Genomic DNA, 11993 nt, shown 5'->3' with positions numbered 1-11993 from the left:
CATGAGTTCCGACCAGACCCCCACCGTTTCACCCACCGCCAACCCCGCCAGCGCCCCCAAGATCGGCTTCGTCTCCCTCGGCTGCCCGAAGGCCCTGACCGACTCCGAGCTGATCCTGACCCAGCTGCGCGCCGAAGGCTATGAAACCAGCAAGACCTTCGCCGGTGCCGACCTGGTGATCGTCAACACCTGCGGCTTCATCGACGACGCCGTCAAGGAAAGCCTGGACACCATCGGCGAGGCCCTGGCTGAAAACGGAAAGGTCATCGTCACCGGCTGCCTGGGCGCCAAGGCGGGTGCCGACGCGGGCAGCAACCTCGTCAAGGACGTGCACCCCAGCGTGCTGGCTGTCACCGGCCCCCACGCCACGCAAGAGGTGATGGACGCCGTGCACCTGCACGTGCCCAAGCCCCACGACCCTTTCCTTGACCTCGTGCCCGAGGCGCGCGGCGTGGCCGGCATCAAGCTCACGCCCAAGCACTACGCTTACCTGAAGATCTCCGAGGGTTGCAACCACCGCTGCAGCTTCTGCATCATCCCCAGCATGCGCGGCGACCTGGTCTCGCGCCCCATCGGCGAGGTGCTGAGCGAAGCCAAGGCGCTGTTCGAGTCCGGCGTGAAGGAGCTGCTCGTCATCAGCCAGGACACCAGCGCCTACGGCGTGGACGTCAAGTACCGCACCGGCTTCTGGGATGGCAAGCCCGTCAAGACCCGCATGCTCGACCTGGTCGCCCAGATCGGCGAGATGGCCAAGGCCCATGGTGCCTGGGTGCGCCTGCACTACGTCTACCCGTATCCACACGTGGACGAGGTCATCCCGCTGATGGCCGAAGGCCTGGTGTTGCCTTACCTGGACGTGCCTTTCCAGCACTCGCACCCCGACGTGCTCAAACGCATGAAGCGCCCGGCCAATGGCGAGAAGAACCTCGACCGCCTGCGCCGCTGGCGCGAGATCTGCCCGGAGATCGTGGTGCGCTCGACCTTCATCGCCGGCTTCCCAGGTGAAACGGAAGAAGAGTTCCAGAACCTGCTCGACTTCATGCAGGAAGCCGAGATCGACCGCGCCGGCTGCTTTGCCTACTCGCCGATCGAAGGTGCGCCGGCCAACGCGCTCGAAGGCGCCTTGCCCGACGAGGTGCGCGAAGAGCGCCGCGCCCGCTTCATGCAGGTCACCGAGGCCGTCTCCATCGCCAAGTTGCAGCGCCGCGTGGGCGCCACCATGCAGGTGCTGGTCGACAGCGCCCCGGCCCTGGGCCGCAAGGGCGGGGTGGGGCGCACCTACGCCGACGCGCCGGAGATCGACGGCACCGTTCGCCTGCTGCCGCCCGAGAAGGCCAGCAAGACGCTCAAGGTCGGCGAGTTCACGCGCGCCCGCATCGTCGCCGTCGAAGGCCACGACCTGATCGGCATGCCGATCTGAGCTTTTGCCCGAGTCTTGGCTCGGGCCCAGTTGCCACAGCCATGTCCAATCAGCCCCCGCCCACTGCCAAGATCGCCACGGAGCTCATCCACCACCCCTACGAAGCGCCAGCGGGCTTCGCAGCGGTTTCGCCCGGGGTGTTCAAAGCTTCGACCGTGATCTTCGAAGACACGGCCGCGCTGCGCACCCGCGAGTGGAAGGACAAGAGCGGCTACACCTACGGCCTTCACGGCACGCCCACCACTTTCGTGCTCGAAGAGCGCCTGGCAACACTGGAAGGTGGCAAGCAGGCCATCCTGGCGCCTTCCGGCCTGGCGGCCATCGCGCTGGTGGGGCAGTCTTTGCTCAAAACGGGCGACGAGCTCCTGCTGCCCGACAACGTTTACGGCCCCAGCCGCGAGTTCGCGCGCAACGAGCTCGCGCAGTGGGGCATCGCCACTGGCTTCTACGACCCGATGGATGTCGCTTCGCTGGCCGCAGCCATCACGCCGCGCACCAAGCTCGTCTGGCTGGAAGCGGCGGGCTCGGTCACACTCGAGTTCCCCGACTTGCCGGGGCTGTTGCGCGTGATCCGCCAGCACGCCGACATCGTCGCGGCGCTGGACAACACCTGGGGCGCGGGCCTGGCCTTCAACCCCTTCGAGCTCGGCGTGCCGCATCCGAATACCGGCAACGACACCCGCGGCGTGGACCTCACCATCCACGCACTCACCAAGTACCCATCGGGCGGTGGTGATGTGCTCATGGGCGCCGTCATCACGCGTGACGAGCCCTTGCACCTGCGCCTGAAGCTCACGCACATGCGGCTGGGCATCGGTGTGGGCCTCAACGACGTCGAGCTGGTGTTGCGCGGACTGCCGAGCGTGGCGCTGCGTTATGCCGCGCACGATGAGGCCGCCCGCCAGGTGGCGCGGTGGCTGGCTCAGCGGCCCGAGGTGTCGCGGGTGCTGCACCCCGCCTTGTCGGGCTCGCCGGGACACGAGCACTGGGCTGCTACCTGCCAGGGCGCGGCGGGCCTGGTGTCCATGGTGTTCGACGCTGAGCGCTTCAGCGCGGATCGGGTGGACGCCTTCGTGGAGGCCATGCGCCTGTTCCGCATCGGCTACTCATGGGGCGGGCCCATGAGCCTGGTGGTGCCCTACAAAGTGCAGGGCATGCGGCGTTTTGGCTTCCTGGCTGGGCGCAGTGGCTCGCTCGTGCGCCTGGCCATTGGCCTGGAAGACGTGGGCGACCTGATCGCCGACCTGGATCAGGCTTTTCAGGTGCTCAACGCAGCCTGAGGTCTGTTGCAGGCTGTTGTGTAAAGCAGGTCATCGCCCAGCGGCCGCATGCAGCGCGTTGCCTGCCGCCACCGCGTCACCCGTGGCCTCGAAGGTGCGCAGCCAGGTGCCGTAGCTCGGCATCTCCTTGACCTTCCAGGGGTGAAAGCCCGGTTTGAAGTAGGCGAAGTAGTAGCCCCAGGTGTTCTAGAACAAACCACCCGGCTTGTGGAACCACCACAGCCCGCGCACCCACATCTTCGTGCGCTGCCAGCGGCTGAATCCATCGACCTGCAGCATGTGGTTCATGATCAGCATCACCGTGATCGGAAAGCCGATGCTCACCAGCAGCATCGAGAGGATGCGTCTGAAGTAGGACACCTTGGCCACCTGCGTGAGCACGTCGAAGGCCACGGCCTTGTGCTCCACTTCTTCGACGGCGTGCCAGGCGTACATGGCGCGCACGCGCGGGTCGCTCGTTTCCAGCAACTCTCGGCGCTCGAAAAAGCAGGTGCACATCATCGCCGTCAGGTGCTCGAAAGCCGCCGTGGCCGACAAGCGCTGAAAGCGCGAGGTGAACTTGGGCATGCGCTCGAAGAAGTGCTCGGCCAGCTGCCGGTCTATGGACTCGATGTCCACGCCCTGGGCCGCCAGTCGGTCATTGAACTGACGGTGGATGAGGCTGTGCTGGGCTTCCTGGCGCGTGAAGTCCCGCACCTCGGCCTGCAGCTTGGGGTCGGTCACCTCGTCCTTGAACTCGCGCACGCTGGTGATGAAGAACTTCTCGCCTTGCGGGAACAGCGTCGACATCGCATCGAAAAAGCGCGTCTTGAAAGCGTCGTTGCCCATCCAGTAACGAGGGATGTCGCCGTCCATCCCGAAATCGAGCTTCTCGCGCGGAACGATCGGCACGTGGGTGTGGTCGGCACTCATGGTTCACTCCTTGCCGGACGACGAGACCTTGTTGCGCATCAGGCGGCCCTTCTCGCGTTCCCAGTCTCGGTCCTTGATGGTGTTGCGCTTGTCGTGCTCGGCCTTGCCCTTGGCCAGCGCGATGTCTGCCTTGACTCTGCCACCCTTCCAGTGCAGGTTCAAGGGCACCATGGTGTAACCCTTTTGCTCCGTCTTGCCGATCAGCCGCTGGATCTCCTTGCGGTGCATCAGCAGCTTCTTGGTGCGGTCGGCGTCTGGCTTGACGTGGGTGGAGGCCGAGCGCAGCGCGTTGATGCGCAACCCGATCAAAAAGAGCTCGCCGTCCTTGACCACCACGTAGCCGTCGGTCATCTGGACCTGCCCGTCGCGGATGGCCTTGACCTCCCAACCCTCCAGCACGACGCCCGCCTCGAAGCGTTCCTCGATGTGGTAGTTGAAGTGGGCTTTTCTGTTTTCTGCGATGGACATGGGTTTGACCGAAGGGTCCTTAAAATGTCGACATTCTATGAAGCACGTGCACAAGTCCGTCTTGCTTTGGTACTCGCCCCGTGAAATGTATGGGCTGGTGACCGGCGTTCAAGACTACCCCCAGTTCCTGCCCTGGTGCGACCGCGCCGAGGTCCTGCAGACCCACGACGACGGCGTGACCGCTCGCGTGCACATCGCTTTCGCGGGCGTGCACCAGGCCTTCACCACGCGCAACGTGCAGGTGCCGGGCCGCAGCGTCATCATGAACCTGGTCGATGGTCCTTTCTCTCACCTGGAGGGGACCTGGTTGTTCACGCCTTTGCAAAAGCCTGGTCAGGCAGCGCCCGAGGGGCAAGACCCGATCGATGCCCCCGCTTGCAAGGTTGAATTCTCGCTGAACTACGCTTTCGCCAGTCGGGCGCTGTCCTTGGTGGTCAGCCCGGTGTTTGATCGCATCGCCAACACCTTTGTCGAGGCCTTCGTCAAGCGGGCCGAGCAAGTGCATGGGCCGCGTTGAGTCGGTGCACAATGTGACTGAGGCCCCCAATGTCCACGTTGAAGTGGCCGTGGGCGCGGCCCCGCGCGAGGTGCGCATCGTTTGCCTGAGCCTGCCTGCTGGCAGCACCGTGCGCGACGCCCTGTGCGCCAGCGGCTTGTTCGATCAGGTTGCGGGCTTGACCGAAGAAGCGCTGGCAGCGGGGCAATGGTCGGTGGGCGTTTGGGGTCGCAAAGAGCGCCCTGGACACGTGCTGCGAGAGCGGGACCGCATCGAGGTCGTTCGGGGGCTCAACGTGGACCCGAAAGAAGCCAGGCGGGTTCGCTACCGGGCTCAGGGCGAAAAGCTGCCCAAAGGCATCCACCGATCACCCAAGAACAAGCCCCACGGGCCGGAGGCATCAGGCTGAAGCGGGCAGGGCGCTGCTGCTAGCGCTGGCGACCGGCGGCAGCTCAGCGGCAGTTGCTCTCGATGGCCTCGCGGGTGCGCTGCGACTCTTCCGCGCGAGCGTTGTCGTCGAGGACTTCGCGCTCACCCTTTTCGTTGGTGCGCACGATGCGCTGGCCGCTTTGCAGTGAACGCTCATAGCCACGCGCGCGCTCGCAGTTCTCGCTGCGAACCTTGGCCTGCTTTTCTTCCTCGACTTTACGTTCGGCGGCTTTTTGTTCCTCGGCCTTTTTGCGCTTGGCTTCGAGTTCCGGGTCTCCTGCCTTGGCTTGAGCGCCCGGCTTGACTTCGGGGGCCGAGGCTGGCGTCGGGGCCGATGCGGGGACGACCTTGGGCGTGCGGGCCGCAGCGGGGCGCGTCAGGATGTGGCTGTCAGGCGTGCCGGCAGGAGGCGGCCGGTCGGTGTATTGCGTGACGCCATTGGCATCTCGCCACTTCCACTGGGCCCATGCCGCATTGGGCAGAGCCAGCAGCATGGCGGCTGCGGTCCCGAGGACGGCACCCCACATCGACGTTGCGCGCGTGTTTTTCATGCCGTGCAGTTTAGTGCCCGATGTGGGCGCCAGGCCATTGAGCACCTTGTGGTTTTCGCGGATTCGCTCACAACATGCGCCTCCGCAAAGGGCCTCTCGGCTCCGCGTATAATCCGCTTTTGCGTCTGGAGCCTTGTTCATGCGCCTGCTCGGTAAAGCCCTCACGTTCGACGACGTGCTGCTGGTGCCCGCTTATTCCCAGGTGTTGCCCCGCGACACCTCGCTGGCCACCCGCCTGTCCCGCAACATCCAATTGAATCTGCCGCTGGTGTCCGCCGCCATGGACACCGTCACGGAAGCCCGCCTGGCGATCGCGATCGCCCAGGAAGGTGGCATCGGCATCATCCACAAAAACCTGTCGCCCAAGCAGCAGGCCGCTGAAGTGGCGCGCGTCAAGCGCTACGAGTCCGGCGTGCTGCGCGACCCGATCACCATTTCCTCGGGCGTCAAGGTCCGCGATGTGATCGAGTTGTCGACCCAGCATGGTATCTCCGGCTTCCCGGTGGTGGACAACGGCAAGGTCGTGGGCATCGTCACGGGGCGCGACCTGCGTTTCGAGACGCGCCTGGACGCGCCGGTTCGCGAGATCATGACCCCGCGCGAACGCCTGATCACCGTCAAGGACGGTGCCACACAGGCCGAAGCCAAGGCCTTGATGCACCAGCACAAGCTCGAGCGCGTGCTGATGATCAACGACGCCAACGAGCTGCGCGGTGTGTTCACCGTCAAGGACATCACCAAACAAAACACCTTCCCCAATGCCGCCCGTGATGCTCACGGCAAGCTGCGCGTGGGCGCTGCGGTGGGCGTGGGTGAGGGCACCGAAGAGCGCGTCGAGCTGCTGGTCAAGGCCGGCGTCGACGCCCTCGTGGTGGACACCGCCCACGGCCACAGCCATGGCGTGATCGAGCGCGTGCGCTGGGTCAAGAAGAACTTCCCGCAAGTCGACGTCATCGGCGGCAACATTGCCACCGGCGCGGCTGCTCTGGCGTTGGTCGAAGCTGGCGCCGACGGCGTCAAGGTCGGCATCGGCCCCGGCTCCATCTGCACCACGCGCATCGTCGCCGGTGTGGGCGTGCCGCAGATCATGGCCATCGACAACGTGGCCACGGCGCTGCAAGGCACCGGCGTGCCCCTGATCGCCGACGGCGGCATCCGCTACTCCGGCGACATCGCCAAGGCGATCGCCGCGGGCGCCAGCACCGTGATGATGGGCGGCATGTTCGCCGGCACCGAAGAAGCACCAGGCGAAGTCATCCTGTTCCAGGGCCGCAGCTACAAGAGCTACCGCGGCATGGGCTCGATCGGCGCCATGAAGGACGGCTCGGCCGACCGCTACTTCCAGGAAAACGACGAGACGACCAATCCCAACGCAGACAAGCTGGTGCCCGAAGGCATCGAAGGTCGCGTGCCCTACAAGGGCTCGGTCATCACGATCCTGTACCAGATGGCCGGCGGCTTGCGCGCTTCGATGGGTTACTGCGGTTGCGGCACCATCACCGAGATGCACAACAAAGCCGAGTTCGTCGAGATCACGGCCGCTGGCATCCGCGAAAGCCACGTGCACGATGTGCAGATCACCAAGGAAGCGCCGAACTACCGCATGGAGTGACGCGCAACAGGCGAGGGCGACATCTTCGGATGGCCCTGGTGGTCCGCCCCGCCTGATTCCCTGAACATCCCGCGACACCGGCTTCGGCCGGTGCCGTTTTTTTCAGACCACCGAACACACCAATCACCGATGGCATCCCACAGCAGCCGCCAGGCAGCCATGCCCTTCATCATGATCACGGTGCTGCTCGACATGATGTCGATCGGCATCATCGCACCCGTGCTGCCCAAGCTGATTGGCACGTTCATGGCGTCGGGCGCCAGCACGTCGGTGGGCTATGGCCTGGCTCAGGCGGCGTTCGCGGTGGCGCAGTTCTTCAGTGCGCCGGTGCTGGGGGCCTTGTCCGATCGCTACGGCCGCCGGCCGGTGCTGCTGTTGGGCTTGTTCGGCATGGCCATCAACTTCTTCGTCACGGCGCTGGCCACCGAGTTCTGGATGCTGCTGGCCGTGCGCATCATGGGTGGTGCGGTGTGCGCCAACATCGCCGTGGCGAATGCCTACGTGGCCGACATCACCGAGCCCAAGGACCGCGCCAAGAACTATGGCCTGCTCGGCGCGATGTTCGGCGTGGGCTTCATCCTGGGGCCCGTGCTGGGCGGGTTGCTGGGCGACCACAACGTGCACTGGCCCTTCTTGCTCGCGGGCAGCCTGACGCTGCTGAACTGTGTGTACGGTTACATCGTGCTGCCGGAATCGCTGCCGGTAGACAAGCGCCGCGAGTTCGTGCTTTCTCGCGCCAACCCCTTCACCGCGCTGGCCAACCTGCGTCAGCTCAAGGGCGTCGAAATCCTGCTGTGGGTGATGGGCTTGTCCATCCTGGCGCAGTTCTGCCTGCACACCAGTTGGTTCCTCTACACCGAGTTCAAATTCGGCTGGAGCCCGAAGGACAACGGTCTTTCGCTGTTTGCCGTGGGCATGATGGCGGTGCTGGTGCAGGGCGGGCTGCTGCGCCAGTTCCAGAAGTTCATGCCCACCGACAAGCTGGTGCGCATCGGGTTGGTGTCGTCCACCATCGCCTTCTTTGCCTGGGGCGTCGTGCCCGAGGGCTGGATGATGTATGTGGTGATCGCGCTCAACCTCTTTGGTTTCATGGTGCAGCCCGGCCTGCAGAGCCTGATCTCCAACTCGGTCGACCCGACCCGCCAGGGCGAGAGCATGGGCGCGGTCTCGTCCATCAACAGCGTGGCCGCGGTGCTGGGGCCCCTCATGGGCTCGCCTTTGCTGGCGGTCTTCAGCGACCTGCCGCAGGGCGACTGGCGCATCGGTGCTCCCTTCTACCTGTGCGCCGCCATCCAGGCCGTGGCCGCCTGGCTGGGCCTGAGGTACCTCGGCCGCCACATGTCCCGCCAGGCTGCTGCAGCGACCTGACCCCTTGCTTCCCCGACCCGCCCACGATCTGAATTCCGCGAGAGTCCTCACCATGCATGACAAGATCCTCATCCTCGACTTCGGCTCCCAGGTCACCCAGTTGATCGCCCGCCGCGTGCGCGAGGCCCACGTCTACTGCGAAATCCACCCCAACGACGTGTCCGACGACTTCATCAAGTCGTTCGCGCCCAAGGGGATCATCCTGTCGGGCAGCCACGCTTCGACCTATGAAGACCATGAACTGCGCGCTCCCCAGGCCGTGTGGGACCTGGGCGTGCCCGTGCTGGGAATCTGCTACGGCATGCAGACCATGGCCGTGCAACTGGGCGGTGAGGTCAGTTGGTCCGACACCCGCGAGTTCGGCTACGCCGAAGTCCGCGCCCACGGCCACACCAAGTTGCTCGATGGCATCGCCGACTTCACCACGGCCGACGGCCACGGCATGCTCAAGGTCTGGATGAGCCACGGCGACAAGGTCACCAAGCTGCCCGAGGGATTCAAGCTGCTGGCCTCGACGCCGAGCTGCCCGATCGCCGGCATGGCGAATGAAGAGAAGGGCTACTACGCGGTCCAGTTCCATCCGGAGGTCACGCACACCGTGCAAGGCCAGGCCATGCTCAACCGCTTCGTGCGCGAGATCGCAGGTTGCCAGGGCGACTGGATCATGGGCAACTACATCGAAGAAGCCGTCGCCAGGATCCGCGAGCAGGTGGGCGACGAAGAGGTCATCCTCGGTCTGTCAGGCGGCGTGGACTCGTCGGTGGCCGCGGCCCTGATCCACCGCGCCATCGGCGACCAGCTGACCTGCGTGTTCGTTGACCATGGCTTGCTGCGCCTGAACGAAGGCGACATGGTCATGGACATGTTCGAGGGCAAGCTGCACGCCAAGGTGATCCGCGTGGACGCCAGCGATCTGTTCCTGGGCCAGCTGGCCGGCGTGACCGACCCTGAGAAGAAGCGCAAGATCATCGGCGGACTGTTCGTCGACGTGTTCAAGGCCGAGGCCGGCAAGCTCAAGGCTGCCGGCAACGGCGTCAAGGGCGCGACCTTCCTGGCCCAAGGCACCATCTACCCCGACGTGGTGGAAAGCGGTGGCACCAAGACCAAGAAGGCCACCACCATCAAGAGCCACCACAACGTGGGTGGCCTGCCGGAACAGCTGGGCCTGAAGCTGCTCGAGCCGCTGCGCGAGCTGTTCAAGGACGAGGTGCGTGAGCTGGGCGTGGCCCTGGGCCTGCCGCCCGAGATGGTCTACCGTCACCCGTTCCCGGGCCCCGGCCTGGGTGTTCGCATCCTGGGTGAAGTGAAGAAGGAATACGCCGACCTGCTGCGCCGCGCCGACGCCATCTTCATCGAAGAGCTGCGCAACACGATCGATCCGGCCACGGGCAAGAGCTGGTACGACCTGACCTCGCAGGCTTTCACCGTGTTCCTGCCGGTCAAGAGCGTGGGGGTGATGGGTGATGGCCGCACGTATGACTACGTGGTGGCGCTGCGCGCCGTGCAGACGTCCGACTTCATGACGGCCGACTGGGCGGAGCTGCCTTACAGCATGCTCAAGCGCACCTCGGGCCGCATCATCAACGAGGTGCGCGGCATCAATCGCGTGACCTACGACGTGAGCTCCAAGCCGCCTGCAACGATCGAGTGGGAATGATTTGAAGGCGGTTCACACCGTCCCAGAACGTCTCATGAATGCATTTAAGCCCTTGATCTTCAAGGGCTTTTTTGTTTTTGACGTCCCATGAGGTTTCATGACATCCCGAGGTTTTTGTCGGCACGGAAGACGGTTGATTTTTTGAGTCAATTGATCTTTGATTGCTTACCGTCTTGATGCTCTGACGGTAAGCGATGCAAGGTAAGAGAGGGGTTACCCAATGGCACTGACAGACACCAAACTCAAGAACCTCAAGCCCACGGACAAGGTCTACAAGGTGGTGGACCGCGATGGGATGTACGTCGTCGTCTCACTCAAAGGAACACTGACTTTCCGCTATGACTACCGGCTCGCGGGGCGGCGGGAGACGCTCACACTGGGGCAGTACGATGAGTTCCAGGCCTCGCAGCCTAAGCGGGCCCCCGAGGACATCAAGTACGGAGATCCGCTTTCGCTGGCTGACGCGCGCGACCTGCTGGCCAGAGCGAAGAACATGGTCAGCCGAGGGGAGTCGCCAGCGCGTGTGAAATCTGAAGCTAAGAAGGAATGCCAAGAGTCAGGCACCTTCGAGTTCTTTGCAGACATCTGGTTGCGAAACGGCGGCCTGGCGGACAGCACGGCGGCGATGCGCAAGAGCATTCTGGATCGTGATGTGCTGCCCAAGTTCGGCAAACGCAAGCTGGAAGAGATCACGTCCAGCCAAGTGCTCGCGCTGTGCGAAAAGATCAAGGAGCGCGGCGCTCCGGCCACGGCAGTTCATGTACGCGAGGTCATCCAGCAGGTGTACCGGCACGCCATGTCCAGGGGGCTCAAGATCGAGAATCCCGCTGAAGCGGTGAAGGCTTCAGCCATTGCCACCTTCAAGCCCAGGGAGCGCGCATTGACGCCTGGGGAGATTCACCAGTTCTTTTCGGTGCTGGACACCATCGGTACCTTGCCCACGCTGAAGCTGGCGGTGAAGTTCATCTTGCTGACCATGTGCCGCAAAGGCGAGTTGTTGCTGGCGACCTGGAAAGAGGTGGACTTTGATGCGGCCACCTGGACGATTCCGCCCGAGCGGATGAAGGCCAGGCGGGCGCATGTGGTCTATCTCAGCAGTCAGGCACTCGATCTGTTGGTTGGCCTCAAAACCTGTGCTGGAAGCAGCCCATATTTGCTCCCCGGTCGGTATGAGACCGACAAGCCGATGAGCGAAGCTACGCTCAACCGTGTGATTACTGCGGCGGTGGAAAAGGCCCAAAAGGACGGACTGGATCTCCCTCACTTCTGCGTGCATGACTTGCGCAGGACGGCATCAACACTGCTTCACGAGGCTGGCTTTAACACCGACTGGATCGAGAAGTGCCTGGCTCACGAGCAGAAGGGGGTGCGTGCTGTCTACAACAAGGCGGAATACGCCGAGCAGCGGCGGGCCATGTTGCAAAGTTGGGCCGAGATGGTGGACGACTGGATTCGGGGCAGCAAATTGACGCCTGTTGTCATGATGTCGCAGGGCGCTCTGTCCATCAGAAGTTTGGATCAAGATCGCGTGACGGGTCACGCTGCCAATGGCTGACTTGGTATCTGCGGGTTTCAAACTTCACGGCTCGAACCTCGACCACGTCCAACTCCGTGGCGACAAGCTCAAGTGTCGGCAGGGTTTCCAGCAGCTCGGCGCTGGCGGACCCCCGAGTTCGACACCAAAATGCCGATTTCGCATTTTTGGTGAAGCCGCTTCCATGTGAATCAACGACTTATGCACATTTTTGCGGAAGTTTTGTAGTGGCAACTGCATGAATGCTTTGTAGTGGCGCAATTGGG

Annotated in this window: 11 protein-coding genes; 8 read left to right on the top strand and 3 right to left on the bottom strand. The window is 63.9% G+C overall.

Features of this window, described 5'->3' with window-relative positions:
- Window position 1: 1 nt before the first annotated feature.
- Window positions 2–1420 carry a 30S ribosomal protein S12 methylthiotransferase RimO gene (gene rimO / locus ABG80_RS02165; RefSeq protein WP_058086142.1) on the top strand — a complete coding sequence of 473 codons (1419 nt, stop codon included), beginning with the start codon at window positions 2–4 and terminating at the stop codon, window positions 1418–1420.
- Window positions 1421–1461: 41 nt separating this feature from the next.
- The gene (locus ABG80_RS02160; protein WP_058086141.1) at window positions 1462–2700 is read left to right on the top strand and encodes a PLP-dependent transferase; all 1239 of its coding nucleotides are present in this window, start codon (window positions 1462–1464) and stop codon (window positions 2698–2700) included.
- A 186-nt stretch (window positions 2701–2886) separates the two neighbouring features.
- Here the strand turns inward: ABG80_RS02160 and ABG80_RS02155 are convergent, their stop codons facing one another.
- Together ABG80_RS02155 and smpB are read right to left on the bottom strand one after the other, a co-directional pair.
- Window positions 2887–3612 carry a metal-dependent hydrolase gene (locus tag ABG80_RS02155; RefSeq protein ID WP_058086140.1) on the bottom strand — a complete coding sequence of 242 codons (726 nt, stop codon included), beginning with the start codon at window positions 3610–3612 and terminating at the stop codon, window positions 2887–2889.
- Window positions 3613–3615: 3 nt separating this feature from the next.
- Window positions 3616–4080 (bottom strand): SsrA-binding protein SmpB, encoded by a 465-nt coding sequence (gene smpB / locus ABG80_RS02150; RefSeq protein ID WP_058086139.1) that lies wholly within the window; start codon window positions 4078–4080, stop codon window positions 3616–3618.
- Window positions 4081–4117: 37 nt separating this feature from the next.
- Between smpB and ABG80_RS02145 the strand changes: the two genes are divergently transcribed.
- The gene (locus ABG80_RS02145; RefSeq protein ID WP_058086138.1) at window positions 4118–4597 is read left to right on the top strand and encodes a type II toxin-antitoxin system RatA family toxin; all 480 of its coding nucleotides are present in this window, start codon (window positions 4118–4120) and stop codon (window positions 4595–4597) included.
- On the top strand, window positions 4584–4985 hold the full coding sequence (locus tag ABG80_RS02140) for an RnfH family protein (protein ID WP_083505731.1): 402 nt from the start codon (window positions 4584–4586) through the stop codon (window positions 4983–4985). The genes ABG80_RS02145 and ABG80_RS02140 overlap by 14 nt, the downstream gene beginning before the upstream one ends.
- A gap of 43 nt (window positions 4986–5028) precedes the next feature.
- On the opposite strand, the gene ABG80_RS02135 is transcribed toward ABG80_RS02140, so the two are convergent.
- Window positions 5029–5556 carry a DUF4124 domain-containing protein gene (locus ABG80_RS02135; RefSeq protein WP_235513722.1) on the bottom strand — a complete coding sequence of 176 codons (528 nt, stop codon included), beginning with the start codon at window positions 5554–5556 and terminating at the stop codon, window positions 5029–5031.
- 139 nt (window positions 5557–5695) lie between these two features.
- On the opposite strand from ABG80_RS02135, the gene guaB reads away from it, so the two are divergent.
- The 4 genes from guaB (at window position 5696) to ABG80_RS02115 (ending at window position 11748) form a co-directional block, all read left to right on the top strand.
- Window positions 5696–7168, top strand: coding sequence for an IMP dehydrogenase (gene guaB / locus ABG80_RS02130; RefSeq protein WP_058086136.1), 1473 nt, complete (start codon window positions 5696–5698; stop codon window positions 7166–7168).
- Window positions 7169–7297: 129 nt separating this feature from the next.
- The gene (locus ABG80_RS02125; RefSeq protein WP_058086135.1) at window positions 7298–8536 is read left to right on the top strand and encodes an MFS transporter; all 1239 of its coding nucleotides are present in this window, start codon (window positions 7298–7300) and stop codon (window positions 8534–8536) included.
- A gap of 52 nt (window positions 8537–8588) precedes the next feature.
- Window positions 8589–10193, top strand: a complete 1605-nt coding sequence (gene guaA, locus ABG80_RS02120) for a glutamine-hydrolyzing GMP synthase (protein WP_058086134.1) — start codon at window positions 8589–8591, stop codon at window positions 10191–10193.
- A 220-nt stretch (window positions 10194–10413) separates the two neighbouring features.
- On the top strand, window positions 10414–11748 hold the full coding sequence (locus tag ABG80_RS02115; protein ID WP_058086133.1) for a tyrosine-type recombinase/integrase: 1335 nt from the start codon (window positions 10414–10416) through the stop codon (window positions 11746–11748).
- Window positions 11749–11993 lie beyond the last annotated feature (245 nt).

Origin of the sequence: Aquabacterium parvum (assembly GCF_001447195.1) — a bacterium.
Classification (GTDB): domain Bacteria; phylum Pseudomonadota; class Gammaproteobacteria; order Burkholderiales; family Burkholderiaceae_C; genus Aquabacterium; species Aquabacterium parvum.
Note: the sequence above shows the minus strand (reverse complement) of the source record. Positions and strands in the feature narration are given on the sequence as shown.